Here is a 26,203-nt window from a genome sequence, read left to right on the forward strand (position 1 = left end):
TCGTGCACGAGTCATAGTCACGGGTTCTGTGGTGAGCTGTACGCGTGAGTGCGAAGGTCTGGAACTGGATCAAGGAGCATCGAGCGATTCTCGTGGTCATCTGTGTGATCACGGCGGCCTTCCTAACTGCGATTGTGATGGTGCCCCTCTGCCTGGGCTGGTCATCCTTCTATCACTGGTGGACTGCTCCGCGACTGACCGCGACGAGCGGCGTAGCGACGCTATCCATCGCCGCTTTCGCGACTCTGTGGTTCAACCACCGCGTCAGAGACGAAGCTCGAAAACGATCCCTCATCGCGATCAACCGCGACATCACGACAGGCGATGTTGCCAAGGCTCGTCAGGCATTCAGCCGCGCGGAGTGGCGATGGCGCGGAGAGCATGGGGATCGGAGTATCCAGAACCCTCCGTCCGCCCAGGACCGCGTACACGAGAGGAAGTACCCAACGCTCAGCGTGTACGACTCAGCGGTCTTCGACTCATACTGGGTACTGCTGGGGGCACTGGAACGCACGGCGGCGGAACTCGCAGTTGCCCCGCGCAGCAACACGTCAGTAAGTGACCTCGCACTCAAACGCAGCTTCATCCATATCCTGCGCTGGTTGCACCTGTACCTGTACGTGACCGATGGACCTGACTTCGAGGAACCAGGCGACAGTGCGATCACCAAGTGCGAAGGTGCGTTGATCGATGCGCGCGTTATCACCAAACCTGACCTCGCCCGAATCCGCGCGGATGTTGGTACGTGGATTCGCAAGGAACGCTGCGCCTGCCCCACGTGCCGATCCGAAGCAAAGGGGTCTACTTAGGAGGCATCACCCGACCAGGCTCGGCGTGGGTCCGCCCTCAGCCTGGGACACCTCGCGAGCAGCCCGCGTGATGCGACCGACCGTTGCTGCACTGACCTCTCCGACCTCCCTGCGATGACGCGGGTCGATGCACCACGGGCGTGACGAACGAGAACCTCGTGAGTCACGGTGACCGACGCGGTGGTGCGCCGCTGCGTCACGCGCGTCTCTGCCAGGGCGAGGAGCGGGTCACCCGATTCACCTGCCTCAGCGGGTGCCTCATCGAGCTGATTCACGTCGATGTCCTGGGGCACTGCCGCCTCTTCGCCCTACTCACGGACACATCAGTTCAGGTGACAGCGTGACTCGCGTGGGTCACGGGTGAGTCCTCGTCCGCGTCCACCATCACGGCCGGAACGGGAAGTGCAGCAGGGAGTGAGTCACCCGATTCGACCGATGCAGCAGGCGACTCACTCGACTCGGAGAGTGAGTCAGCCCGACTCACGCCCGCGTCATCGAGCACCAGGAGAGCGACCGTCGCGGCGCTCGCAGTCGCGGCTACCAGCAGCGGGAACAGGTACGGGATGAGCCAGGGCGCGCCCATCGCGGCGGTCAGGTCGCGCAAGGCGACGAAGCTGATTACGAACGCCAGCAGAGGGCGATCAACACCACCGCGCCGACCACGGACCTGTACGCCCACCCACGCCCCTGTTCGCGAGCGAGCACACCCGCGCCGTGCACCGTGACAGGGAGGGCGAAGGGCTGGACCGATGCCCAGGCGACCGTGAACCACAAGGGCGTGGTGCCGTTGTGCGTGAGGATCGCGTGCGCGCTGTTCCCCGCGAGGCTGACCAAGGTCGCGGTTCCGAGGAGCAGGCGGAGAAACATAACTGACTTCGTGGTCGCGCGGCCTCCTCGTCTGTGATCGTGTCCGGCGCGACGAGCGCCCGCGTGATCGCCTTGTTGTAGGCGAGGCGCGCTTCACGGCGGGCGTCCTGCGCCCGCGCCATCTCGACCAGGCTGTGCGCGTGGCCCTCGCCGCACTGCGCCAGGCCATCGACGGTCGCGGTTCTGGCGCGTGGACACCACTCCCCCGTGGGATCACGAGCGCCTGTCCCTGCTGCGCGAGCAGGAGTAGCCCCGTGGGCTACAGAGGTGTCCGTGGATCAGTAGAGGACCGTTGGTGCAAGAAGGTCCGCCAGGGCGACGGTACCTGGGCCGAAGTGCCGTCGGCCAAGCACGGGCTCGAATCCCGCTGACGTGCTCGGTACGTAACGGGCGACTCCAACAGGAGTGCCGTCCATCGAGAACGCCCACGGTCTGTTGAAAATGCTTCTCGATGCAGCGGTGGAGCATAAGCGGATCGCCCAGAATCCCGCAGCGGATGTCAAGCTCCCGAAATGGGATCATCCCGACCGTGGCTACCTCACTCACCTGCAACTTCGTGAGCTTGCCGCGCAGTGCGAGGATGATGAACTAGTGGTGCTAACGCTGGGATACACGGGGCTGCGCTGGTCGGAGATGGCGGCGTTGCGCGTCCAAGACATCGACTTCACACGACGACGGATCAATGTCTCGCGCGCCGTCGTGGAGGCGAGCAAGCTCGTGTGGAAGACGCCTAAGTCAACCGAGCGGCGTTCGGTCCCGTTCCCCTCTGCTCTCGCCGCCTCTCTCGCCGAGCAGGTGAAGGGCAGGACGCGAGGCGATCTTTTGTTCACGAACACACAGGGGAATGTGCTCCGCGTCGGGACGTGGCGGAACAGAGTGTTCCGCCCCGCTGTGGCGCGTTGTCAGAGTACCGACTCGATGTCCCCGATCGTCACCCCTCACGACCTGCGCCACACTGCGGCGTCCCTTGCGGTGTCCGAGGGCGCGAACGTGCTTGCTCTCAGGAGGATGCTCGGACACTCGAATCCGAGCATGACCTTGGACGTGTACAGCGACTTGTTCGACTCCGACCTCGATGAGGTCGCCGCGAACTTGGACGCCGCCATCGAAGCACTCGCCGAGAACTCCTGCGGGATCGCTGCGGGATCCGAGCCCGCCGACGAATCGTTCACATGGGACGCTGGGCATGCTACCAGCATAGATACGAATGGGAGCTAGACCATGACCGACGGACCCCTCATCGTCCAGTCCGACAAGACGCTCCTCCTCGAGGTCGACCACGAGTCGGCGGACGCCGCGCGCGCCGCGATCGCGCCCTTCGCCGAGCTTGAGCGCGCCCCCGAGCACGTGCACACCTATCGCGTGACCCCGCTGGCGCTGTGGAACGCGCGCGCCGCGGGCCACGACGCGGAGCAGGTGGTCGACGCACTGGTCAACTACTCGCGCTACCCGGTGCCGCAGCCGCTGCTGGTGGACGTGGTCGACACGATGAGCCGGTACGGCCGGCTACAGCTGGTCAAGCATCCCGCGCACGGCCTCACCCTGGTGAGCCTCGACCGGGCCGTGCTGGAGGAGGTGCTCCGGCACAAGAAGATCGCCCCGATGGTGGGCGCTCGCATCGACGACGACACCGTGGTCGTGCATCCGTCGGAGCGCGGCCACCTCAAGCAGTTGCTGCTCAAGGTGGGCTGGCCCGCGGAGGACCTCGCCGGCTACGTGGACGGCGAATCCCACCCGATCACGCTGGACACGGATTCGAACCCGTGGGAGCTGCGCGACTACCAGAAGATCGCGGCGGACTCGTTCTGGCTGGGCGGCTCCGGCGTCGTCGTGCTGCCCTGCGGCGCGGGCAAGACGATGGTGGGCGCGGCGGCGATGGCGCGGGCGCAGGCCACGACGCTGATCCTGGTGACGAACACCGTCGCGGGGCGGCAGTGGAAGCGCGAGCTGCTGGCGCGCACGTCGCTCACCGAGGAGGAGATCGGCGAGTACTCGGGCGAGAAGAAGGAGATCCGCCCGGTCACCATCGCCACCTATCAGGTGCTCACGCGGAAGTCGAAGGGCGAGTACAAGAACCTCGACCTGTTCGACTCCCGGGACTGGGGCCTGATGATCTACGACGAGGTGCACCTGCTGCCCGCGCCGGTCTTCCGGATGACGGCGGACCTGCAGTCCCGCAGGCGGCTGGGACTCACCGCGACGCTGGTGCGCGAGGACGGCCGGGAGGGCGACGTCTTCTCCCTGATCGGACCGAAGCGCTACGACGCGCCGTGGAAGGACATCGAGGCGCAGGGCTGGATCGCGCCCGCCGACTGCGTCGAGGTGCGCGTCACGCTCACCGAGAACCAGCGCATGCAGTACGCGACCGCCGAACCCGACGAGCGGTACCAGATGTGCTCCACCGCTCCCACGAAGATCGCCGTGGTGAAGTCGATCCTGGAGCGGCACAAGGGCGCCCCGACGCTCGTGATCGGCGCATACCTCGACCAGTTGGAGCAGCTGGGCCACGAGCTCGACGCCCCCGTCATCACCGGCGCGGTGAAGAACAAGGAGCGCGAAGCCCTGTTCGACCGGTTCCGCGCGGGCGAGATCTCCACGCTGGTGGTCAGCAAGGTCGCGAACTTCTCCATCGACCTCCCGGAAGCCTCCGTGGCCGTGCAGGTCTCGGGAACGTTCGGCTCGCGACAGGAGGAGGCCCAGCGCCTCGGCCGGCTCCTGCGCCCCAAGCACGACGGTGGCACGGCGCACTTCTACTCCGTCGTCTCGCGCGACACCCTCGACGCCGACTACGCCGCGCACCGCCAGCGCTTCCTCGCCGAGCAGGGCTACGCCTACCGCATCGTCGACGCCGACGACATCCTCGGCCCCGCCATAGGCGAGGCCGGCTGAATCACGCCGCCTGATCGGGCGCCGTGGATCGGTGCAGATGTCCGGTGGGAGTTCGGGTTTCGACGGTGTGCCGTCCGGTCGGGTCGTCAACGGTTGAGCTTCGCCAGCCGGGGGCTTCTTTGGCGTAGTTGCACGCCGCGCACAGCCCCTGCCCGTTGATGAAGCTGGTGGGTCCGCCGGTGGCGTGCGGGGCGATGTGGTCGGTATGCGCGATGGGTGCGTCGCAGTACGGGGTGCGGCAGTAGCGGTCGCGGGCGCGGATCAGGTCGGCCAACCCGTCGGGGAAGAGCCGTTGCCGGGAGTCCATCGCGACGACCGCTCCCGATTCCGACGCGATGTAGAGGCGTTTGACCCAGGCGACGCCGGCGGCGGTGGCTTTGCCGATGAGGTTGCGGGCGATCTCCGCCGGCATGGTGCCGCCGCCGTCGAGGTGTGCGGTGCCGGGGCGGTCGCCGAGGAGCACTGTCGCGGGGACGGTGAGGTTGACGGTGACAGGTTGGCCCTCGACGCTCTCGCGGCCGGTGAGGCGGGCGAAGGCGGTGTCGGCCATGATCTGCCCGCGGGTCCGCAGTTCCTGATCGTGCCCGGCCAGAGCGTCCGCGTGCGTGCGCAGTGCGGCGTAGGCGCCGACGGCCTGCGCCATCGGCAGCAGCAGCGATACCCGCGCCATCCCTTCGGGCAGTGGGCGAATGGTCACGGTGCGGTCCTTCTCGGCGGCGGCGTTGCGGTCGACGGTGGCCTGCGCGTCCAGCCGGTAGGCGACCTGCTCGACCTTCCCGGCGAGCTGTTTGAGGCCGAGCCCTGCCAGCGTGGAGGGGTCGGCGCAGAGCTCGACGTCGGCTTGCTGCCGCTGCGCGATGTCCAAGTGCGCCAGGCCGGCCAACAGGGTCGGGACCGCCTCCGGGGAGAGGTCACCGTCATGCAACCGGGCGCGGGTGTGCGGCATGTACTTCTCCAACTCCACCGCCCGCGCCACCAACCTGCCGGCGGTGTTCGGCGAGATGTGCAACGCCAGCGCGACCTCCGCCGCCACGCCCTGCCGCCACCGGTCCTGGGGCACCCCGGCCGCGACCCGCTCGCACACCCGCTGCCGAAGCAGGTCCGCCGCTAACGCGTACTGTTCGAGAGCGAGCCGGCACCGCCGGATCTCACTCGAACGCAACCGGTCCACCACATCCGCACCGGCGGCGCGAAGATCCGGCGGTTCCTCATCTATCGTCGTGTTTTCGTCCATACCCGAACGCTACGCCGACCCACCGACAAGTTTTCGAGACTGCAACACTACATCGAACGACTGGCCCGCGAATCCCTTCCCGACCCGATCGCCAGCACCGCGACGGCAGCCACGGCGGGCACCGCCGACCACAGCGCGACGGCGACGTATCCGCCCGGCGCGGGGAGGAGCGCACCGTCGGGCGTGGCACGCGCGAGGAGGAACCCCGCGAGCGCGCTGCCGATGGAAAATCCCACGGCCCGGGCGATCTGGTTGATCGCCATGACGCTGGCCGTCTCGGACTGGGGCGTCCCGTCGAGGACGAGGCGCGGCATCACCGCGGAGGCACCGCCGACGCCGAACCCGAGGACGGCCAACGCGAGCAGCACCACCTCGAAGCTGTTCCGGCCCACCGTGAACAGCCCCGCCGCCACGACGACCATGCCCGCCGACACCACGAACGCCCCGCGCGGACCGAGCCGCGCCGAGACCTGCGGCGCCACTCGGCCGGCGACGAAGCCCAGCACCGAGAACGGGATGAGCGCGGCGCCCGCCGCCGCGCCGGGCAGTGCGAAGCCGTACGTCGCACCGGCGGGAACCTGGACGTACCGCGTCAGATCGCTGAACAGCAGGTACATCCCGATGCCGGCGACCAGCATCGCGATGTTCGCCGCGCTCACCGACGGGCGGGCGACGAGCCGCAGGTCCACCAGCGGCGAGGCGACGCGCAGTTCGACGACCGCCCACGCGCCGAGCGCCGCAACGGCGCCGGCGAGCACAGCGAGGGCCGCGACCGGCTCGCCCCACAGCGCGGGCTCGGCGACCAGGAGCAGGACGCCGAGAGTGCCGGTGCCGAGCAGCAGCGCGCCGGGCACGTCGATCCGCGGGCGCGGCCCGGGGTCGTCGACGGGGACCGCCCGCCACGCGACCGCGAGGGCGACGAGGGTGATCCCGAGGCCGGCCGCGTAGGCGGCCCGTAGTCCGAGCACCTGGTCGACGAGGCCGATCAGCGGGTAGCCCACGCCGATGCCGACGGTCGACGCGACGGACAGCGAGGCGATGGTTCGCGTCGCCCGTTCCGGCAGCAGGGCGCTCCGCGCGACGCTGACCAGCAGCGGCACCAGCGCGATGCCCACACCCTGCAGCGCGCGCCCGACGAGCAGCGCGCCGAACGGCAGGGGCAGCACCGTCAGCACCCCGCCGACCGCGACCAGGACGAGGGTGCCGAGGATGGTGCGGCGGCGCAGCGGGCCCGCGCCGAGCCTGCCGAGCACCGGCCCGGCGATCGCGCCCGTGAACAGGGTGATCGTCAGGGTCCACTGTGCGGCGCCCAGCGCGACGTGCTCCGACCGCGCGACCGCGGTGATGAGTGGCGCGCCGACGCTCCCGATCACCGCCGCGCAGAGGGCGACGGTGACCAGCGCGCCGGACAGCCTGTTCACGGCGTCGCCGGCCCGTTCGTCGCGGTCGTGATGTGCTCGAACAGTCCGGGCCGGATGAGGGTGCGGACCCCGTCGGCCCAGGGCGCGTCGACCTCGCCGACGCCGAGCGCGGCACCCGCGTTGAGCAGCATGCCGAACGCGAGGAAGGTCTTGACGGTGACGGGGTCGAGTCCGGTGCCGTCCGCGGTGGTGTCCCACAGGCGCGCGAAACAGCCGCGGACGCGGTCCCGGACCTCGGGGTCGCCGCACGCGGCGAACCCCTGGAGCTGGAGCCGGAGTCCGGTGTCGTCGGCGAGGTTCTCGTAGTACTCGGCCCCCATCCGCGCGAGGGCCTCGAGCCCGACGGTGCCGTCGCCCGCCCGCGCCATGGCCTCGACGAGCCCCGCGAAGGCATCGGTGACGAGTTCGAGGAACAGCGCCTTCTTCGTGCCGAACATCCGGAAGACGTAGGCCTGCGAGATCCCGGCCTCCCGCGCGACCTCCTCGATCGACGCGCCGTGCAGGCCGTGTGCGCCGAACTCGCGCGCGGCGATCTCGAGTACCTGCGTCCTGCGTTCGGTTCCGCTCATCCGGGTGGCCACCCGGTTAGATTAGTAGTTAGTAACTACTAATCACAACCCCTCGGGACATCGCCCGTCGACGTCGGCCTCCCGATCCGCGCCGTCGACCGCGTCGAGCGGGCGGCAGGGGCACCAGCCTCCGCGGGTCACGGGCGGGCGCGCACGGCCGACCACGATGATGCCGTGCAGTGTCCCGTCAGCACCCCAGTGCAGGATGTCGTGCGTCCAGGGCTCGAGCAGGATCTGATGCCGCTCGTACATCTCGACGTGGGCACGCCGGAAGTCACCGAACCGCGTCACCAGCGCCGTCAGGTAGTCGTGGAATCGCATGGTCACCCGCCTCTTTCATTCGATCGCAGCTTCTCCCACGATCCTGGGGGACGACGCCCGAGAGGTCCAGCGAGTATTTCTACCGCCATCCGGTGGCTCCACTGAACGGTCTACCCTGGGGTCGTCCACCCGAGCGGGTAACCCCAGAACGGAGAAGACACACATGGTGTTCAGCAGATCGCTCGCGAGCGCGGCGGGCATCGTCGCGCTCCTCGCCGCCGTCACGGGATGCGCCGACGACGGGGCCGAGACCGCGCCCACCGCCCCGTCGAGCCTGACCGTCACGGAATCGACCGGACAGCAGCAGAATCCGCCGGCGCACACCGTCCAGCCCACGAAGACCGTCACCGTCCCACCGACGCGCACCGTCCCGACGACGACCCCGCGCCCCGCCAAGCCCACCGGTCCGGGCAGCGAGTACGACGTGACCTGCACCGGCGGGCCCGACGAGGGCACGATCTGCACCAACCCCAATCACGGTGCGGGCGACGACCCCCACGGCACCGGCACCGGCACCGCCGTCCCGACCACGTCGAAGCCCCGCTGAGCTACGCCGCGACGTCCTCCGCATCGGCATCGGGCCGCGTCCAGGCGAGGATCATGGCGGGTGTCGTGATCCCGATGAGGAGCGCGACGAGCGTGAAGATGCCGGAGGCGTAGTGCCACGCGTTGTTCCCGTCCGGCTGCGAGATCACGGCCGTGATCACCGTGTACGCGACGGCGATCAGGACCAGGTTGGTCGTCACCGTGAAGCCGATCGACCGGGCCTCGTTGCGCTGCTCGACCTCCCACTCGTCCAACGCCGCCGCGGGTGCGTCGCCCTGCCGACCCGAGACGATCTGGACCATGGTCCACGTCGGGAACAGCAGCAGGCAGGCGGGTAGCCAGAGCAGCGGCGCTCCGGGCACGTCGAAGTGACACAGCACCCCGACGACGAACATGAAGGCGTAGATCACCCCCAACGCGGACACCAGGATTCGTCGTCGCGACCGGGAGCGCCACGACGGCAGCAGCGCGGACCAGCGCTCCTCGTTCTCCCGGAACTTCCGGGCTCGGCGCTCCTGGTAACGGGTGATCATGCTCGTCGTCATCGTGCTCCGCCTTTCTCGTCACGTCCGTACAGCTCTGCCGACAGGGGCCCGAATTCGCTGCGGGAGAACACCACCTCGACCGGCAGGTCGAAGACCGCGCAGATGCGGAACGCGAGATCGAGACTGGGGTAGTGATCCCCGCGCTCGAGCGCGCCCACGGTCTGCGGATTGACGTCGATCGCCGCCGCCAGCTCCTTCCGGGTCATCCGGCGCTCGGCGCGCAGGACACCGATGCGATTGAAGATGGGGAGAGAACCCTCCCGTTTCACCGGACTCATGCAATCTATTGTTGGGAAAACCCAACGATTTGTCAATGGGCTACTACCCGAGCGCCGGCGTACAGAACAAGCGATAGAAGTAGTCGTGCAGCGCCGACATCCCCGGCGAGAACTCCCGGCCTCGTGCCCAGGCCAACCCGATCCGCATGTCCGGCACTGGGTCCCGCAGCAGGGTCGTGTCGATTCGCCGTCCCTCCAGGGACCACGGCCGGTAGACCATGTCGGACAGCACCGTCACCGCGTTGCCGTTGGCGACAACGCTACGGATCGCCTCGATCGACGAGGTCCGAATCAGGACGTCCATCGGGCGATCGCCCCAGTACGCCCGCGTCGTCACGTCGGCCTCGTCGACGGTGAGCAGCGCGTACGGGTATTGCTCAACATCCGCGAGGCGGACGCGGTCCCGCCCCGCGAGCGGATGCGTGGGCGCCATCCACAGCCGGCGCCGCGAATGTACGAAGGTCTCGTGCTCGAGGCGCTGGTCGTCGGCGACATTGGAAGTGAGCAGGAGCCCGAAGTCGAGATCGCCCGCGACGACCCCCTCCTCGATCTCCGCCCGGTCGACTTCACGCCAGTCCACCTTGAGCCCGGGATGCAGTACCGCGAGGCGCTGCACGTGCTGCGGAAGGAAGTACCCCATCACTGTGTACGAGACTCCTACCCTGACCGCCCCCTCGACCTGCGAGTCCGCGGCGGTGACCGACTCCGCCTCCGCCAGCAGATCGAGGATTTGACGAGCCTTGGGCAGGAGCGCCTCGCCGGCGGAGGTGAGGGCCACCCCGCGCGACGTCCGATGAAGCACTTCGGTGCGGAGTTGCTGTTCGATCTGCTGCATCGCGGTGGTCACCGACGACTGGGAGACGAACAGCTCACGCGCAGCTGCGCTGACCTGCCCGGTCTCCGCCACCGCGACGAAGTACCGCAACTGCCGTACGGACAAGCCCACGACCCATCTCCCGTCTATCGGATTCTCCGATATTCAAGCATCGCATATTTGTACTTCCCAATATCGCGATCTGCTCGTAGCGTCATGACGCAGATCACACGAAGGAGAGACGTGACCACCACGATCGATATCAATTGCGACATGAGCGAGGGCTTCGGTGCCTGGATGTTCGGCGACGACGTGGACGCGACGATGATGCCGCTCATCAGCTCGATCAACGTCGCCGCAGGCTTCCACGCGGGCGACCCGTCGACGATCGATCGCACGGTCCGCCGCGCCCGAGAGCACGGTGTCGGCATCGGCGTCCACCCCGGGTTCCGCGACCTCGTCGGATTCGGGCGGCGCCATATCGATGCCTCACCGCAGGAACTGGTCAACGACTGCGTGTACCAGCTGGGAGCCGTCCGCGAGTTCCTCTCACTGCACCGGACCACGCTGCAGCACTTCAAACTGCACGGCGCGCTCTACATGCACGCCGCCCGCGACGCCGCATTCGCTGAACCGCTCATCGATACCCTGCACCGGATCGACCCCACGCTCCCGATCCTGGTCATGGCCGGCTCGGTGATCGAGGCCGTCGCCCGCGACCGGGGCCAGCCCGTGATCCGCGAGTTCTACGCCGACCGTCACTACGGTCCAGACGGACAGATCGTGTTCACCCGCGACGTCGGCGCCCTGTCGCCGGCGGACGTCGCCGCCAAGGTGCTCCGCGCGTGCCGCGAGGGCACCGTCGTCGCCGTCGACGGAACCGTCGTCACCGTCCCCTTCGAGTCCATCTGCATCCACAGCGACACCCGCGGCGCCGTCGACCTCATGGCCAGCGCCCGCGCCGCGCTCGACGGTGCCGACATCACCGTCCGGTCGTTCGCGGCCCAGCCACTCGCCTCCTGACCCCGGCCACGAAAGAGAGTACCCACCATGAGCATCCACGACGTTCCCGCTCCCCTTCCCGGAACCTTCTACCCCCGGGAGTCGCCCAGCAGCCCGCCCTTCGTCTCCGTCGGCTCGACGGTGGCGGTGGGCGACCAGCTCGGGCTCATCGAGGTGATGAAGATGTTCAATCCGATCGCCGCCGAGGTCGCCGGGACCGTCGTCGAGATCCTGGTCGGTGCCGAGGATCCCGTCGACGTGGGCGATGTCCTGCTCCGGATCGAGGTGGCCGACTGATGCCGGAGATCAAGCGGCTCCTCGTCACCAACCGCGGCGAGATCGCCGTCCGGGTGATCCGGGCGGCGCAGGAGATGGGCATCGTCGCCATCGCCGCGTACAGCGACGCCGATGAATCCTCGCTGGCGGTACGCATCGCCGACGAGGCGGTGAACATCGGTGGCGCGCACGCGAAGAAGAGCTACCTGAACGCCGAGGCCCTCCTCGAGGCCGCGAAAAGCACCGGAGCGGACGGCGTGCACCCCGGCTACGGCTTCCTCTCCGAGAACGCAGAGTTCGCGCGGGCCGTCACGGACGCGGGGCTGGTGTGGATCGGGCCCGACGCCGGGACCATCGAGCGGATGGGGCACAAGGCGCAGGCCATCGCCACCGCCCGCGCCGCGGGTGTCCCCGTGGTGCCGGGCAGCGACGGGCTTCTGACCAGCGCTGACGACGCGGTCTCCGTCGCCCGGCGGATCGGCTACCCCGTGCTTCTCAAGGCGGCCGCCGGCGGCGGCGGACGAGGCATCCGCATCGCCGGAACAGATGAGGAGGTGGACGCTGCCTTCGCGGATGCCCGGCAGGAGGCCGAGGCCTCGTTCGGCGACGGCGGGATCTACCTCGAGAAGTTCATCGCCCGCGCGCGCCACATCGAGGTCCAGGTCCTCGGCGACGGTACCGACGCCGTCCACTTCTTCGAGCGGGATTGCTCCCTGCAGCGCCGCCGCCAGAAGGTCTGGGAGGAGGCGCCGGCCGCCATCCTCGACGAGGCCACCCGGGGCGCCCTGTGCGAGTCCGCCGTCGCCCTGACCCGGTCGGTGGGCTACGTCGGGGCCGGAACCATCGAGTACCTCTACGATTCCGACACCCGAGCGTTCTACTTCATCGAGATGAACACGCGGATCCAAGTGGAGCACCCGATCACCGAGGAGATCTGCGGCGTCGACCTGATCCGCGCCATGATCGAGGTGTGCCAGGGCGATCCGCTGCCCTACCGTCAGGACGACATCGCCCGACGGGGGCACTCCATCGAGGTGCGGATCAACGCCGAGGATCCCGCCCAGGGATTCCGGCCGGCCCCGGGCACCGTCGAGACCGTCTCCTGGGCGCAGGGTCCCGGGGTCCGCGTCGACTCGATGGCCTACTCCGGTTATCGGATCCCGCCGTTCTACGACTCGCTGATCGGCAAGCTGATCGTGTGGGCGGAGACACGGGAACAGGCGCTGGCCAGGCTGGAGCGCGCGCTGCGCGAGACCGAGATCGCCGCACCCGCCACGACGCTGCCCTTCTTCGAGGAGCTCCTCGCGGAGGACGACGTGCGGCGCAACGCGCTGCACACCACCTGGATCGAACAGCGGACGGAGAACCAGTGAGCACCCGGTACACCCTCGGCGGCGACGAGCACCTGTTCGTCGAACTGTCCGAATCGATGTCCCTGGACGCCTTCTTCCGGGGCATCCTCATCACCCAGGAGCTCGCCCACCGCGACCTCTCCGGCGTCACCGAGATCTGCCCGGCTAACGCGTCCTTCCAGGTGCGCTTCGACCCCGACGTGCTGCCGGTCGCCGATCTGCGCGCCGAACTGGAGTCGATCGAGGCCGGGCTCGGCGCCCGGGATGCGGTGCTGGACACCCGTATCGTCGAGATCCCGGTGCTGTACAACGACCCGTGGACGCACGAGACCCTGATGCGCTTCCGCGACCGGCACCAGGATCCGGATTCGACCGACATCGAGTACGCGGCGCGGATCAACGGCTACGACGACGTCGAGCGGTTCATCGAGGCCCACTCCGGCACCCCATGGTTCGTGTCCATGGTGGGCTTCGTGGCCGGCCTACCCTTCATGTATCAGATGGTGGAGCGGGAACGGCAGATCCAGGTACCCAAGTACCTCCGCCCTCGCACCGACACGCCCAAGGGCACGCTCGGCTACGGCGGAGCGTTCTCCTGCGTCTACTCGGTCCGTGGCGCCGGCGGCTACCAGATGTTCGGCGTCACACCCGTTCCCATCTACGACCCGGATCAGCGCGCTCCGCACCTGCGCGACTTCATGATCTTCTTCAAGCCCGGCGATGTCGTGAAGTTCCGGCCCATCGATCGCGCCGAGTACGACGCGATCCTCGCCGAGGTCGACGCCGGGCGGTACGCGCCGCCCACCATGCCGATCCGGTTCTCCCTCGCCGAGTTCACCGCCGACCCCACCGGCTACCCCGCAACGCTCCTGGAGGCCCTCCCGTGACGATCGAGGTCATCAAGCCCGGACTGCTCAGTTCCGTCCAGGACCAGGGCCGCAGCGGCTACTACCACCTGGGCATCCCGCCGTCGGGCGCGATGGACCAACAGTCCTTCCGCGCCGCGAACCTCCTGCTCGGCAACGAGGAGACGGCCGCCGTCCTCGAATGCGCCCTGATGGGGCCCGAACTCCGGTTCGGAGAGGACGCCCACATAGCGGTGACGGGCGCGGCCATGACGCCCAAGCTCGACGGTGTCGACCAGCCGCTCAACACAGTGGTGGCAGTACAGGCCGGGCAGACCCTGTCCTTCGGGTTCGCGACAGCCGGCGCCCGCGCCTACCTGGCGATCGCCGGCGGTATCGACGTCCCCGAACGCCTCGGCAGCCGGTCCACCTACGCGCTCGGCGCTCTCGGCGGCCTCGCCGGGCGCAAGCTCGAAGCGGGCGACGTGCTGGCGATAGGCACCGCCCGACCGGATTCGCAGGCGGGTCGTGAACTCCCGGCCGACATGCGAATGCCGCTCGCGAAGGAACACGTCCTCCGCATGGTTCCAGGACTCTACGACTACCGCGTGACGCCGGCGTCCATGGCGACCTTCCTCGCCGAGACGTGGGCGGTGGGTTCCGAGGCCGACCGCATCGGTTACCGACTCAAGGGCGGGACGCCCCTCGAGTTCGTCGACCGGGAGCCGCCCTTCGGCGCCGGTGACGACCCGTCCAACATCGTCGACGCCTGCTACCCGATCGGATCTATTCAGGTCCCGTCCGGGCAGGAGCCCATCGTTCTGCACCGGGATGCGGTGTCGGGCGGCGGCTACATGATGATCGGCACCGTGATCAGCGCGGACATGGACCTCATCGGACAGATGCCGCCGAACACGAAGGTGCGATTCGAAGCGGTGACCCTTGATGATGCGCTCGCCGCCCGGTCCGAGCGGGCACGGCGTCTCGACGCGATTCGCGCCCTCTAGGGGAAGAGGTCTCAGCCTACGGCGGCCTCCGCGATCGCGGCGTCCTGCTCGGGCGCGCCTCCCGAGACGCCCAGCCCGCCGAGCAACCGCCCGTCCGCATCGAAGACCGGCACGCCGCCACCCACGAGCAGCAGCCCGCCGGCGTGGATGTGATCGAAGTGCAGCGCCGGCTGCCCGATCTGGATGGGCGCGGCGAGCCCCGCCGTAGGAGCCTCGAACATCACCGACGTTCGGGCCTTGGCGACGGCGAGCTCGTTGGACGCGAGCCACGCCCCGTCGGTGCGGGCGAAGGCGACCAGGTTCGCGCCCTTGTCGAGCACCGCGAAGACGGCCTTGACGCCGGCCTCCCGGGCGGCGCGATCAGCTGCGGCGATCAGTTCCTGGGCGTGGGTGAGAGTGACGTCAGGCATTCTGGGTCCACTCCGTCTCCTGCCACTGCTTCGCGGCCTCAATGGTCGCCAGCGGCCGCATGGTGCGGTACAGGTGATCGTCGGCGGGGATGATCTCGACCATGGCGTCGATCATCTCCTGCGGATCCGCCTGGTCGGCGAGGCTGTCTCCGAAATCGGGCATCGGCACGACCGCGGAATCGGCGTCGTACCACTGGACGTAGCTCTCCGCGCCGGTGTCGTTGAAGCCGGTCCCGAAGACGCCGGGATTCACCGTTGCGACCTGGACGCCGTGCGGCGCCAGCTCAGCCTTCATCGAACCCGCGATCGCCTCGATGGCGTGCTTCGTGGCGCAGTAGGCGCCGACGAAGGGCACCACCAGGATCCCGCCCATCGAGGACGTCCACACGACCTTGCCCGACTTCCGCGCGACCATCTTGGGCACGATCCCCTGCACTAGAGCCAGGTGCCCGAAGACGTTGATCTCGAACGACTCCCGCACCCGCGCGAGCGGCACGTCGACCATCGAGCCGCCCTCCATCACCCCGGCGTTGAGCACCAGCACGTCGGGATCGAACGACGAGGCGTGCTTGATGTCGATCTCGTCGGTCAGGTTCAACTTGATGACCTCCAGCTGCACACCCGCCTCCGCCGCAGCGGCACGGAGGCTCCGTACCTGCGGCCAAGTCTCGGCAGCGGCGACCACCTCGTGCCCCTGCCGCGCCAGCTCGAGGGCTGAGCCGGCACCGAAACCCGAACTGGCCCCGGTGATCAGAATCTTCTTCGGCATCGTCTCTCCTTCGTTCTGCCCGCACGCCGCGGGCGCCACCACCGAGAGTGCAGCAGCGCCTCACGTTTGTCAATAACTAGTTAGTTACCTATGTGTGAAGACGCGGTATTCTCCTCCTGTGCCACCCGACGCCACGGAGACGAAGCGGCGGATCCTCGACGCCGCGCGCCAGGAGTTCGCCGAGTTCGGGCTGGCCGGAGCACGTATCGATCGCATCGCCGAGCAGGCATCGGCCAACAAGCGTTCGATCTACGTGCACTTCGGCCCGAAGGAGGACCTGTTCGACCTGATCGTCGTGGACGCCCTGCGCACGATGGCCGACGCGGTCCGATTCGACGCCGACGACCTCGCCGGCTACGCGGGCCGGTTGTACGACTACCTGCTCGCCGAGCCGTCCACGCTCCGGCTCTCGACGTGGGCGAACCTGGAACGGCCGTCGAGTACCGACGACGAGGGCACCACCTACCGCGAGAAGGTCGACGCGCTGCGGCCGCGGTACGGCGACGGTGCCGTCGACGCGCTCGTGCTCGTGCTGGGCCTGGTCACGGCGTGGCTCGCCGCCTCCCCCGCCCTGACTTCCCTCGGGCGGGCGGACGAGACCGCCGCGGGGCGAAGGGTGATCGTCGTCGCGNCGGCGGCCGCCGNCGCGACGACGCTGGAGAGCCCGCCGACATAGCGAACTAGAGCGATCGCAGCGCGGATTCCGCGGCGTGCCAGCCGACCATGCCGTGCACGCCGGGCGCGCCGGCGGCGGAGGAGCAGAGGAACACCCGGTCGGTGAGGCGGTACGGGTCCACCAGCTTCGGGCGTCGCACCAGCTGCGCGGGGACGGCGGCGCCGGCGGCGATGTCACCGCCGACGAGATTGGCGTTCACGGCCTGCAGTCCCGCGGGCCCGACGGACCGCGTCAGGGCGATCCGATCCCGCACCCCGGGCGCGTGCCGCTCGATCTCCGCGATGATCGACTCGGTGAGGTCGCCGGGGAAACCGTTGGGGCAGTGCGCGTACATGGACACCGGCACGAGCGAACCGGCACACCGCGACGGATCGGCGAGGTACTGCTGCGACAGGATGATCACGGGCCGCTCGGGCATCCGTCCCCGGTTCACCATGAGCTCCTTGCGCGCGATCTCCCGCGCCGTGCCGCCCAGGTGGACGAAGGCGGACCGTCGGAGTTCCTCGTGCACCCAGGGGATCCCGCCGTCGAGCACCAGATCTACCTTGAAGGCCGCCGGCCCGAACCGCCACTGCCGGGCGCGGCGCCGCAGCCATCCGGGAGCACGATCGCCGAGCAGGTCTCGCGCCGCGGGCAGGCCGGTGTCGAGCACCACCAGGTCGGCGTCGGGCAGGGTGGCCACCCGCTCCCCGGTCCGAATGTTCCCGCCGTGCGCCTCGACGATGCGCACGAGCGCATCCGATATCTGCTGGGAGCCGCCGATCGGCACTGGCCACGGCCGCACGCCGGAGAGCAGGTACCCGATCGACGAGGTCATCGGCAGGTGCTGTGGTGAGATGGAATGTGCTGCGACCCCGGCGAAGACGGCGCCGCCGGTCCGCCCGAGCGCGGCGGCGGTGACCGCCGCCGGCAGCAGGAACCGCGGGCCCCAGCGGGTCGCGACCACGGGGTGCCGCGGTACGTCCGTCATCGGGCCGAAGAAGACCGGCATGACCTCGGGTCCGCAGTCCGGCACGTCGGCGAGGGTGCCGACGGCATCGGCAGGGTCCGCCGACAGCGGATGCGCCACGTCGATCTCCGCCGTGCCCCAGTCGATCTCGACGCCCACGTCGCGCAGGGCGGGCGAAGCGTACGCGAGGGGATGCCCCGTCGAGAACCGGTCCACCACGGTCCCCCGCACCTCGTCCGAGCGGCAGGCGCCGCCGACGGTGGGCTCCGCTTCGAGCACCGTCACGTCGAGGCCCGCGCGGGCCAGGCGCGCAGCGGCGGTGAGCCCGTTCGGGCCGGATCCGACGACGACGGCGGAGGTCATGCCCCCACACTAGCCACGCCGGGGTTACCGTGAGGACATGCGCACCGTCGGACGCCTCCAGCCCTTCACGTCGACGATCTTCGCGGAGATCTCGGCGCTCGCCGCCGAGACCGGCGCCGTCAACCTGGGGCAGGGCTTCCCGGACACCGACGGGCCGGCGGGCATGCTACAGGTCGCGAAGGACGCCATCGACGGCGGTCTCAACCAGTACCCGCCGGGCGACGGCCTGCCCGAGCTGCGTCGCGCCGTCTCCGCGCAGGTGGAGCGCGACTACGGCCTGCACTACGACCCCGACGGCGAGGTGCTGGTCACCGTGGGCGCCTCCGAGGGGATCGCGGCCGCCGTGCTGGGCCTCGTCGAGCCCGGCCGCGAGGTGATCCTGATCGAGCCCTTCTACGACTCGTACGCCGCGACGGTCGCGATGGCCGGTGCGCGCCGCGTCGTCGTGCCGCTCGTCGAGGACGGCGGGCGGTACACCCTCGACCCCGACCTGCTGCGCGCCGCGGTCACCGAGCGGACGGCGGCGATCATCGTGAACTCGCCGCACAACCCGACGGGCACCGTGCTCTCGGACGCGGATCTGCAGCTGATCGCCGACGTGTGCGTCGAACGGGACCTGCTGTGCTTCACCGATGAGGTGTACGAGTACCTACTCTTCGACGGCCGGGTGCACCGCCCGCTCGCGGCCTTCGACGGGATGCGGGAGCGCACCGTCCGGATCTCGGGCGCGGCCAAGACCTTCAACGTCACGGGGTGGAAGGTCGGCTGGATCACCGCGCCGCGCGAGCTGGCCGACGCCTGCCGCTCCGCGAAGCAGTGGCTCACCTTCACCGGCGCGACACCGTTGCAGCACGCGGTCGCGCACGCCCTGGACAACGAGTCCTCCTGGCTCGAGAAGCTCGCGCCCGCACTGCAGGACAACCGCGACCTGCTCACCGCCGCCCTGCGCGACACCGGGTTCACGGTGCACCCCTCGGAGGGCACCTACTTCGTCGTCGCCGACGCCCGCGGCCTCGGCTTCGAGGACGCCGGCGCGCTGTGCCGGGAGATGCCCGCGCGGATCGGCGTCGCGGCGGTCCCGGTGAGCGCGCTCGCCGACGACCAGCAGCGCTGGGGGCACCTGCTGCGCTTCGCTTTCGCCAAGCGCGAGCACGTGCTCGCCGAGGGCGCAAAGCGGCTCCGCGGTCTACACAACTGATTCCAGCTTGGCCTCAGACCGCAATCCCCAGACCTGACAATTTTCCATGATAGTGGCGAACCCAATCACTTTCTCCACAGAAGTGGACAGTACCCAAACACGCTGTGAAAAACTGCGCATGGCTCGGTTTTTGAAACGGCACTCTCAAAGTCTCCGAAACCAATCGGTCAATGACTTCATACATCCAACGCCCTTTTACCAGCAACCAGTAGCTCCCTGAGCTGAAAATTCCATCGAGAGAAGTTCTCACCTCCTCGTACTGCCTAACTCCCGCAGGACCAATAGCTCGAATTAGCTCATTTTTCACCTTCTCAACTGCGTCCATATCGAGTTCCGAATTCGGCCCATCGAGCAACTTCGGAATACCGCGAAACCTACCGCCGATTCTCGCCTTCGCGCGACCCGCAAGAATACCCAGAAGAATCCACTCTTCCCATTCCGAAGCGATCCATCGAGGCGCATTCAAAATGCGTTCCGGGAATCCGATATCCTCTATCGTCACCCCATACGACAGCGCCGTGCTCTCTATTAGGTCCGCATTGATAATAATCTCAGACTCGACATCAGAAGATCGAGTATAGATCACATTTGGCGAAGTCTCTGCAACTCCCTGGACATGATCCAGATCTCGATCCAACATAAAGACTATCGTGCGATCGCCCGACGCGTTGGCTTGCCGCAATGAGCCTCTCTCGTCCAGATGCTGGAAGAGTTTCAACGCTGCGGGCTTTCCTCCTGCGCACACGCCACTAATCGAGACCTGCTCCGCGAGCACTATCTGGAACTTCCCCGCCAGCTTCGGCGAGCACCTGAGAATCCTCTCATAGAATGGGCGATCGCTGGCGCGCCCCTCTACGATAACAAACAGCGATGTTTCTCTGCTCATCTGTACGCGCCGCACAAAAGCACTAACCTCTCGCGCCAACTTGGGGCTGCTCACACTAGCTCCCGCACTGTGCGATCCTCAATTTCTGCCATAATCTCCGGGGAATGAGTAGCCAGAATCAGCTGGCAACCAGGATTGATTGTCATCATCGATTTCACAAGCTTGAGTTGCCAGTCAACATGCATCGAAAGCTCGGGTTCATCGATTATCACTGCATTACGTCCTGCTGCAAGGACTTCCAGTAGAAGCTGCAACATCTGCTTCTCACCGGATGAAAGCGATTTCAGAGGGACCCTCTCGTCGCCGAATCGGATGTCCAGCGACGCAGCTCGTGATGATAGACTTGGCCTATCATTCAACTCTAAATGTTTATCCCCGACATAAAATCGGTCAATGGCCTGTTGAAATTCAAGCTGCGGCCTCATAATGGCCTCGATTTCTTCCGCTACCTCAGCAATCTTTGCAACAACTTCTTGAAGTTCAGGCTGCTTATCGTAGCGGCGAAGAAAATCTTCAACACCAACCTTGAGGGTGATTCCCTGCTCCTTCAGAAACTGGGTTACAGCACCATGAGCTGCCTCACCTGACTGGTCACTAGGGACCGCAATATCACTTCCTGTCGATCCCCCGAACACCAGGGCAAGAATTGTCGCGAGACCCTCCTGTTGCACCGCTCGAATTCTCGATGAAGACAAAGAATTATATCGCTGCCACCGATCCTTCACACGCTGCTCAAACATCGCAGATAACGTTTCGTCGTCGAACTCACGTTCGCGACTTCTCCCCCACGACAAGGGCGTACCGCCGCGAGTCGATCCGCTGAATCGTGAGATCGGGAGAAACACATGAGCCAGCTTGTTTATCTTCGGCTGTTGATCTCCCGGTTCCACACCGGAAACGATCTCCGTAACCCACTCATCTGGCGCAGAATGCGTTACTTCAGTCCATATGCCGTCGCCAATCTCAACCATCTCGGAGGTTGACTCGATTTCGCCATCCTCTATCGCCATAGCCATCTTCTTCACGAGTGATCTGCGAATGACAATGTCGCGTTTCAATAGGCTTGACCTGAACACTAGTACCACCGATGCTGACCTGAACGGTGTATCCTTCAGGTGTGCAGCCTGGTTCGATAGGGCCCCGTCTAAAATGCTCAACAGAGAAGTCTTGCCAGAGCCGTTCAGGCCCCAAAAGATGTTTACATCAGGCTCCAGATCGTATTCCAGGATGTCAGGCCTGCCCGACAAACCTTCAATAGCAAAGCTGGCAATGTAGGCCAATTCCTCCCCCTAAGGTTATATAGCGAACCTTGCGGAACGCTCACACGCGAGAATGATAGCTCGCGATAACCAGATGGTGGGCCCGATTCAATATCGGGCATATGGTTCCGGTGGCCACATTTCTGCCAGCGCGGCAGCTAGTGACGGATTTGACCGAGCTACGAAGCTATCCGTCTTCGCTCAGCTGCTCTTTGCTGGCCACTCCCGATAGTGGCGACTTCCGGATCAGCAGTAGTCACGTCGGACGAGGTTCGTCGCGCCGGTCCATTAACGCCGACCCATGAACACGGGCCGGAGCAACTCCCCTCCATCTAACTGAACGCGGGGATCACCTCGCGCTCGAACAGCTCGAGTCCCGAGGTGTCATAAGCGATCTCGGGGAAGTAGCAGATCGCGTACGTCATGCCCTCGGCCTCGAGGCGCTTGAGGTTCGCCACGATGTCGCCCGGGGTGCCCACGCCCGGCATGCCGAGGTAGGCGCCCATCTCGGCGTCGACAGCCGCCTCCGGCACGTGCTCGAGCAGCCGGTTGCGGGTCTCGTCCAGGCGGGTCTGCACGTCGCGGGCGGCCTCGCCGATCGTGATGTTGTAGTTGGCGGAACGGGTGATGGCATCGAAGTCGGTACCCACGTCCGCGCAGTGCTTCCGCAGCACCTCGGACTTGTGGGCGAAGCCCTCGAAGGTGCCGTCGAAGTTGGTGTACTGCGCGTACTGGGCCGCGATCCGCAGCGTCTTCTTCTCGCCGCCGCCCGCGACCCACAGCGGGATGCCGCCGGCCTGGAGTGGCCGGGGCTCGCAGATGGCACCGTCGACCTGGTAGTACTTCCCGTCGAGCGTGGCCGAGCCCTCGGTCCACGCCTGCCGCAGGATCTGGATGCCCTCGTCGAGGCGGCCGAGCCGCTCCCCCGCCGACGGGAAGCCGTAGCCGTACGCCCGCCATTCGTGCTCGTACCAGCCGCCGCCGATGCCCACCTGCGTGCGGCCGCCGGAGATCAGGTCGACGGTGGCGGCGACCTTCGCCAGGTAGGCGGGGTTGCGGTAGCTCATGGCCGTGCACATCTGGCCGAGCTTCACCCGGCTCGTGGTCACGGCGAGGGCCGACATCAGCGTCCACGCCTCGTGGGTGGCCTCACGGCTCGGGACCGGGGTGGTGTGGAAGTGGTCGTACACCCACACCGAGTCCCACGGGCCGGTGTCGGCGCGCTGCGCCAGGCCGTTCATGACGGACCAGTGGTCCGCCGGGTCGATGCCGACGAGGTCGAAGCGCCAGCCTTGCGGGAGGAAGAGTCCGAATCGCACCCCTCAACCCTACGGAGGTCGCGCGGAACGTGTCAGTCGGTCGTCGTATCGTCGCGGGCGATGCAGGATTCGCTGTTCGACGATGCCGCACCGCTGGCCCCGCATCGCCGGGAGCTGTCCGGCGGTGCGTGGCTCGACGTGCGCGCCGGATGGCAGTCCGACGCGGACGAGCTGTTCCTCGCGCTGCAGCGCGATGTGCCGTGGGTCGAGGAGCGGCGGCGCATGTACGAGCGGACGCTGCCCGTCCCCCGGCTCCTGCGCTACTACGGGGACGGCGCCGCGCTCCCGCACCCGTCGCTGACCGCGGCGATGGCCGAGCTCACGGACCTGTACTGGGACGACCTGCGCGAGCCGTTCACGTCGGTAGGGCTCTGCCTGTACCGCGACGGCGCCGATTCGGTGGCCTGGCACGGCGACACCATCGGCCGCGGCGCCACGCACGACACGATCGTCGCCATCGTCTCCCTCGGCGCCACCCGCCCGTTCCTGCTGCGTCCGCGCGGGGGCGGCGCGTCCACCAAGCTGACGGTGGGCCACGGCGACCTGCTCGCGATGGGCGGCTCCGCGCAGCGCACGTGGGAGCATGCGGTGCCCAAGGTGTCGCACGCCGGGCCGCGAATCAGCGTGCAGTTCCGCGCCTCCGGCGTCAGATAGCCCACTGGTCATGACCTGGTGTGACAAGATGAGCTAATGATCTCGGACGGCCCGATTCCGAAGCACGAGCAACTCCGGGCGCTTCTCGAGCAGCGCTGCCTGGACGATCTCGTACCCGGCGCCGCGCTGCCCAGCGAGCGGCAGCTGTGCGAGGAGTACGGCGTCTCCCGGATCACCGTGCGCGAGGCGCTGCGGCAACTCGTCGCGGAGGGCACGCTCGTGCGGATCCGCGGCAAGGGCACGTTCGTGGCCGACCGACCCGCGCGGTCGCGACTGCACCTCGCCTCCTTCCACGAGGACATGCGCCGGCTCGGCCGCAACCCGTCGACCGTCGTCCTGCAGACCGAACTGCGGGTGCCGCCACCGTCGACCACCTCGGCCCTCCAGATCCGCGCGGCCGACAGGGCGTACCACGTCAAGCGGCTGCGGCTCGCCGACGGCGTGCCGATCTCCATCGACGACGCCTGGTACCCGCACGCGATCGCGCCCGACCTCGACGCGCACGACCTGACGCAGTCCATCTACACGCTCCTGCGCACCGAGTACGGGCAGCCCATCGACCGGGCCGAGCAGTCCATCGGCGCCATCTCCGCCGACGGTGAACTGGCACGCCTGCTCGGCGTGCCCTCCGGAGCGCCGATCCTCGCCTTCGACCGGGTGGCGTTCTCCGGCGCCGCGCGCGTCGAGCACAGCTACTCCTGGTACCGCTCCGACCGGTACCAGGTGCAGATGACGGTCACCGAGAACGCCGACGTCGGCTAGTTCGAGAAGCCCGACGACGGCGAGAAGCAGGTGCTGTAGAAGGCGCGGCCGAACGGGGTGATCTCGATCCGGCGGCGGACCGTCTTCGCGTACCGGCCCGCGCCGCTGATCGCATCGATCACCTGCGGCTGCACCTGGAGCAGCTCGTAGCGCCGCACGTCCACCTGCTCCTTGGAGAACCAGATCAGGCCGAGGCGGTGCAGGTTTCCGAGGTACTCGGCGATCCGGTCCGGGTTCCGGCAGCCCGCGACCTCGGGGATCATCGACACGCCGGCGGCCACGGTCTCGGCGCCCACCCCGAAGGGGCGGTTCGTACGGACGTCGATGGCGGGCTGGGCACCGTCGGTGACGAGGAGCCGCAGAATGCGGGCCTCGTCCGGGCTCAGCTCGTCGAGGATGTGCTCGTACGCCGGGTGCGGCGCCTGCGCGCCGGCGGGCTCGGCGGACTGCGCGAGGAGGCGATCGCCCTTGCGGCGAAGCTCCTCCGCAGTGGCGACGGGCTCGGGGGCGGCCTGCTCGGGCTGATCCTCGACGACCTCGCCGTGCACGACGATGCGCGGCGCGACCTCCGTGGTGAGCGCGACGTCCACGAGATGGCCGGCCTCGCTCACGAACTGCTGGGTGAGGCGCTGCGCGGAACCGCCGAGCTCCCGGGTCACGCTGAACGCCGAGTTCGACACCCTGCCGAGGCGGCCGAGGAGCCCGCCGGGCTCCTGCTTGTCCGCCGCGACGACCTGGTCCCCGTCGCGTACCGCGAGCTCGCGGTTCTCGTCGGCACCCTCGTCGCCGGACGGCGCAGAGGAACGGGACTTCTCACTCACGTCTGTCACACCCCGAATATCGCTAGATGGAGGAACCCGGCGAAGGAACCGAGCACCGCGCCGTGCAGGAACAGCAGCCACTCGTCCTGCTTGATCGCCGAGCGGAGGAGCTCGCTGAGGTCCTCCGGGCTGAGCTTGCTCATCCGTTCGACGACGAACTCGCGGACCTTGGTCTGCTGCTCGGCGACGAACTTCGGCTCGCTGACCGTGGCCTGCGCGACCTTGAGCGCCTCGGCGCCGACCAGCTGCGGCACCCGGTCGTAGGCCTCGGAGCCGACGGACAGCTTGACGAAGCCACGGGCCCAGCCGGCGGCGTTGTCGATGGAGTCGCGCAGCACCGACTCGACGGTGGCGCGCGTCCGGTCGGACCGCGGGCCGTGCAGGAGCTCATCGCAGATGTTCTCGATGGTGATCACCTTGTCCGCCATCACGATGGCGTACTGCTCGGCGATCTCCTTCTTGCGCTTGAGGAACAGTCCCTGCTTCCACGGCACCCACCAGGTGGGATGGATCGGCTCGAAGATCATGAGGATGCCGATGTAGTTGACCACGTAGCCGATGACGATCCCGCCCAGCGGCAGCAGCCACCAGTACGGGAAGAAGTGCAGCAGGGCGACCAGCAGGAAGCCCATCGGGAAGCCGAAGTAGAAGCCGAAGTTCTGCATGAACTTCAGCTCCTTGCGGCCCATGTTGTAGAAGATGTCCTTGAGCACCGACGGGTTGTTCGTCAGGTAGCGGATCACCATGAGCTTCGCGTCGATGTAGTCGTCGATGTTCTCACCGATGGTCGACGTGATCTTGCGGACGTCCTTCGGCAGCGACGCGGAGACGCGGCGGTAGACCAGCAGTTTGACGTCCTCGGGCAGCGAGTACCACAGGCGGGGATTCTCCCGCTGCATCACGGATTCGACGATCGACGGGATCATCGGCAGCGACGCCCGGGTGAGCACCTCGGAGACGTGCTCCGGATCCATCACCTCGTAGAACTCGGCGATGCTGCCCACTTTGTTGAGCGATTTGTCGACGGCGATGCTCGCCATCTTCTCCGCGCGCGAGGGCACGATGCCCTGCCAGCCGACGCGACCGTCGGGCTGGATGGCGGGGATCACCTGGACCCGGCGCGGCAACAAGCGGTACAGGGTCGCCATCCCGGGGACCTTGACGCCGTAGAACTTCTTCGGCTCGAACAGCATCAGGATGCCGGTCCAGTTGGTGATGTAACCGATGATGCCGGTGAACAGCGGAACGGTGATGAGGTGCTGGATCAGGCTCGCATCCATCGCACGCCTCCCTCACCGAGGCGTCCCGTCGAGCTCACCACAGGCCATCCACCTTTCCCCAACCGACAACATTCGCGCTCAC

Annotated in this window: 28 protein-coding genes; 13 read left to right on the forward strand and 15 right to left on the reverse strand. The window is 67.6% G+C overall.

The features are described 5' to 3' along the window. The first annotated feature begins 44 nt into the window (after positions 1–44). From ACNAYW_RS17315 to ACNAYW_RS17325, 3 genes are all read left to right on the forward strand, one after another. Positions 45–809: a hypothetical protein gene (locus ACNAYW_RS17315; RefSeq protein ID WP_415850904.1), complete on the forward strand. Its 765-nt coding sequence runs from the start codon at positions 45–47 to the stop codon at positions 807–809. A 1,272-nt stretch (positions 810–2,081) separates the two neighbouring features. Continuing rightward, the gene (locus tag ACNAYW_RS17320) at positions 2,082–2,894 is read left to right on the forward strand and encodes a tyrosine-type recombinase/integrase (RefSeq protein ID WP_415850905.1); all 813 of its coding nucleotides are present in this window, start codon (positions 2,082–2,084) and stop codon (positions 2,892–2,894) included. A gap of 3 nt (positions 2,895–2,897) precedes the next feature. Beyond that, positions 2,898–4,565, forward strand: coding sequence for a DNA repair helicase XPB (locus ACNAYW_RS17325; RefSeq protein WP_415850906.1), 1,668 nt, complete (start codon positions 2,898–2,900; stop codon positions 4,563–4,565). 1 nt (position 4,566) lies between these two features. On the opposite strand, the gene ACNAYW_RS17330 is transcribed toward ACNAYW_RS17325, so the two are convergent. The 4 genes from ACNAYW_RS17330 to ACNAYW_RS17345 are packed head-to-tail and all read right to left on the reverse strand — an operon-like array spanning position 4,567 to position 8,110. After that, entirely contained in the window at positions 4,567–5,799 is a 1,233-nt protein-coding gene (locus ACNAYW_RS17330; protein ID WP_415850907.1) for an HNH endonuclease, read from the reverse strand. 47 nt (positions 5,800–5,846) lie between these two features. Continuing rightward, positions 5,847–7,220, reverse strand: a complete 1,374-nt coding sequence (locus ACNAYW_RS17335) for an MFS transporter (protein WP_415850908.1) — start codon at positions 7,218–7,220, stop codon at positions 5,847–5,849. Further along, complete coding sequence (locus tag ACNAYW_RS17340) at positions 7,217–7,801, reverse strand: TetR/AcrR family transcriptional regulator (RefSeq protein WP_415850909.1); 585 nt, start codon at positions 7,799–7,801, stop codon at positions 7,217–7,219. Before ACNAYW_RS17340 ends, ACNAYW_RS17335 begins: the two co-directional genes overlap by 4 nt. 30 nt (positions 7,802–7,831) lie before the next feature. Beyond that, the gene (locus tag ACNAYW_RS17345) at positions 7,832–8,110 is read right to left on the reverse strand and encodes a hypothetical protein (RefSeq protein ID WP_415850910.1); all 279 of its coding nucleotides are present in this window, start codon (positions 8,108–8,110) and stop codon (positions 7,832–7,834) included. Between the two features lie 163 nt (positions 8,111–8,273). Here ACNAYW_RS17345 and ACNAYW_RS17350 point away from each other — a divergent pair, with 163 nt between their 5' ends. Beyond that, positions 8,274–8,657, forward strand: coding sequence for a hypothetical protein (locus ACNAYW_RS17350; protein ID WP_415850911.1), 384 nt, complete (start codon positions 8,274–8,276; stop codon positions 8,655–8,657). A 1-nt stretch (position 8,658) separates the two neighbouring features. Here ACNAYW_RS17350 and ACNAYW_RS17355 read toward each other — a convergent pair whose 3' ends face one another. The 3 genes from ACNAYW_RS17355 to ACNAYW_RS17365 are packed head-to-tail and all read right to left on the reverse strand — an operon-like array spanning position 8,659 to position 10,425. Further along, positions 8,659–9,201, reverse strand: a complete 543-nt coding sequence (locus ACNAYW_RS17355; RefSeq protein WP_415850912.1) for a hypothetical protein — start codon at positions 9,199–9,201, stop codon at positions 8,659–8,661. After that, entirely contained in the window at positions 9,198–9,479 is a 282-nt protein-coding gene (locus ACNAYW_RS17360) for a helix-turn-helix transcriptional regulator (protein WP_415850913.1), read from the reverse strand. Before ACNAYW_RS17360 ends, ACNAYW_RS17355 begins: the two co-directional genes overlap by 4 nt. 43 nt (positions 9,480–9,522) lie before the next feature. After that, positions 9,523–10,425, reverse strand: a complete 903-nt coding sequence (locus tag ACNAYW_RS17365) for a LysR family transcriptional regulator (RefSeq protein WP_415850914.1) — start codon at positions 10,423–10,425, stop codon at positions 9,523–9,525. 111 nt (positions 10,426–10,536) lie between these two features. On the opposite strand from ACNAYW_RS17365, the gene ACNAYW_RS17370 reads away from it, so the two are divergent. From ACNAYW_RS17370 to ACNAYW_RS17390, 5 genes are read left to right on the forward strand one after another with little or no spacing between them, the layout of a single operon-like run. Further along, complete coding sequence (locus tag ACNAYW_RS17370; protein ID WP_415850915.1) at positions 10,537–11,316, forward strand: 5-oxoprolinase subunit PxpA; 780 nt, start codon at positions 10,537–10,539, stop codon at positions 11,314–11,316. Between the two features lie 27 nt (positions 11,317–11,343). Further along, positions 11,344–11,592, forward strand: coding sequence for an acetyl-CoA carboxylase (locus ACNAYW_RS17375; RefSeq protein WP_415850916.1), 249 nt, complete (start codon positions 11,344–11,346; stop codon positions 11,590–11,592). Further along, positions 11,592–12,944, forward strand: a complete 1,353-nt coding sequence (locus ACNAYW_RS17380) for an acetyl-CoA carboxylase biotin carboxylase subunit (protein ID WP_415850917.1) — start codon at positions 11,592–11,594, stop codon at positions 12,942–12,944. The genes ACNAYW_RS17375 and ACNAYW_RS17380 overlap by 1 nt, the downstream gene beginning before the upstream one ends. Then, positions 12,941–13,810, forward strand: coding sequence for a 5-oxoprolinase subunit B family protein (locus ACNAYW_RS17385; protein WP_415850918.1), 870 nt, complete (start codon positions 12,941–12,943; stop codon positions 13,808–13,810). The genes ACNAYW_RS17380 and ACNAYW_RS17385 overlap by 4 nt, the downstream gene beginning before the upstream one ends. After that, a complete protein-coding gene (locus ACNAYW_RS17390; protein WP_415850919.1) occupies positions 13,807–14,775 on the forward strand; it encodes a 5-oxoprolinase subunit C family protein in 969 nt (322 codons plus the stop codon). Before ACNAYW_RS17385 ends, ACNAYW_RS17390 begins: the two co-directional genes overlap by 4 nt. 11 nt (positions 14,776–14,786) lie before the next feature. Here ACNAYW_RS17390 and ACNAYW_RS17395 read toward each other — a convergent pair whose 3' ends face one another. Continuing rightward, positions 14,787–15,185 carry a GlcG/HbpS family heme-binding protein gene (locus tag ACNAYW_RS17395; RefSeq protein ID WP_415850920.1) on the reverse strand — a complete coding sequence of 133 codons (399 nt, stop codon included), beginning with the start codon at positions 15,183–15,185 and terminating at the stop codon, positions 14,787–14,789. Continuing rightward, the gene (locus tag ACNAYW_RS17400) at positions 15,178–15,954 is read right to left on the reverse strand and encodes an SDR family oxidoreductase (RefSeq protein WP_415850921.1); all 777 of its coding nucleotides are present in this window, start codon (positions 15,952–15,954) and stop codon (positions 15,178–15,180) included. Before ACNAYW_RS17400 ends, ACNAYW_RS17395 begins: the two co-directional genes overlap by 8 nt. Before the next feature lie 118 nt (positions 15,955–16,072). On the opposite strand from ACNAYW_RS17400, the gene ACNAYW_RS17405 reads away from it, so the two are divergent. Next, on the forward strand, positions 16,073–16,585 hold a 513-nt coding region (locus ACNAYW_RS17405; protein WP_415850922.1), incomplete at its 3' end, for a TetR family transcriptional regulator. Positions 16,586–16,634: 49 nt separating this feature from the next. On the opposite strand, the gene ACNAYW_RS17410 is transcribed toward ACNAYW_RS17405, so the two are convergent. Next, positions 16,635–17,942 (reverse strand): phytoene desaturase family protein, encoded by a 1,308-nt coding sequence (locus ACNAYW_RS17410; protein WP_415850923.1) that lies wholly within the window; start codon positions 17,940–17,942, stop codon positions 16,635–16,637. Positions 17,943–17,979: 37 nt separating this feature from the next. On the opposite strand from ACNAYW_RS17410, the gene ACNAYW_RS17415 reads away from it, so the two are divergent. After that, entirely contained in the window at positions 17,980–19,140 is a 1,161-nt protein-coding gene (locus ACNAYW_RS17415; RefSeq protein WP_415850924.1) for a pyridoxal phosphate-dependent aminotransferase, read from the forward strand. A 13-nt stretch (positions 19,141–19,153) separates the two neighbouring features. Here the strand turns inward: ACNAYW_RS17415 and ACNAYW_RS17420 are convergent, their stop codons facing one another. The 3 genes from ACNAYW_RS17420 to ACNAYW_RS17430 all read right to left on the reverse strand — a co-directional run bounded on the left by ACNAYW_RS17420 (position 19,154) and on the right by ACNAYW_RS17430 (position 22,604). Then, positions 19,154–20,080: a hypothetical protein gene (locus tag ACNAYW_RS17420; protein ID WP_415850925.1), complete on the reverse strand. Its 927-nt coding sequence runs from the start codon at positions 20,078–20,080 to the stop codon at positions 19,154–19,156. Next, positions 20,077–21,306 (reverse strand): AAA family ATPase, encoded by a 1,230-nt coding sequence (locus ACNAYW_RS17425; protein WP_415850926.1) that lies wholly within the window; start codon positions 21,304–21,306, stop codon positions 20,077–20,079. Before ACNAYW_RS17425 ends, ACNAYW_RS17420 begins: the two co-directional genes overlap by 4 nt. Before the next feature lie 311 nt (positions 21,307–21,617). After that, positions 21,618–22,604, reverse strand: a complete 987-nt coding sequence (locus tag ACNAYW_RS17430) for an LLM class F420-dependent oxidoreductase (RefSeq protein ID WP_415850927.1) — start codon at positions 22,602–22,604, stop codon at positions 21,618–21,620. Positions 22,605–22,664: 60 nt separating this feature from the next. Here ACNAYW_RS17430 and ACNAYW_RS17435 point away from each other — a divergent pair, with 60 nt between their 5' ends. After that, positions 22,665–23,258 carry an alpha-ketoglutarate-dependent dioxygenase AlkB gene (locus tag ACNAYW_RS17435; RefSeq protein WP_415850928.1) on the forward strand — a complete coding sequence of 198 codons (594 nt, stop codon included), beginning with the start codon at positions 22,665–22,667 and terminating at the stop codon, positions 23,256–23,258. Between the two features lie 36 nt (positions 23,259–23,294). Next, on the forward strand, positions 23,295–24,020 hold the full coding sequence (locus tag ACNAYW_RS17440; RefSeq protein ID WP_415850929.1) for a GntR family transcriptional regulator: 726 nt from the start codon (positions 23,295–23,297) through the stop codon (positions 24,018–24,020). Here ACNAYW_RS17440 and ACNAYW_RS17445 read toward each other — a convergent pair. Together ACNAYW_RS17445 and ACNAYW_RS17450 are read right to left on the reverse strand one after the other, a co-directional pair. Beyond that, positions 24,017–24,850 (reverse strand): Abi-alpha family protein, encoded by an 834-nt coding sequence (locus ACNAYW_RS17445; RefSeq protein ID WP_415850930.1) that lies wholly within the window; start codon positions 24,848–24,850, stop codon positions 24,017–24,019. The two genes, ACNAYW_RS17440 and ACNAYW_RS17445, sit on opposite strands and share 4 nt — an antisense overlap. Beyond that, on the reverse strand, positions 24,847–26,121 hold the full coding sequence (locus ACNAYW_RS17450; RefSeq protein WP_415850931.1) for a DUF445 domain-containing protein: 1,275 nt from the start codon (positions 26,119–26,121) through the stop codon (positions 24,847–24,849). The genes ACNAYW_RS17445 and ACNAYW_RS17450 overlap by 4 nt, the downstream gene beginning before the upstream one ends. Positions 26,122–26,203: the final 82 nt, after the last annotated feature.

This window comes from Tsukamurella ocularis (assembly GCF_965138335.1).
GTDB classification, from domain to species: Bacteria; Actinomycetota; Actinomycetes; order Mycobacteriales; family Mycobacteriaceae; genus Tsukamurella; species Tsukamurella ocularis_A.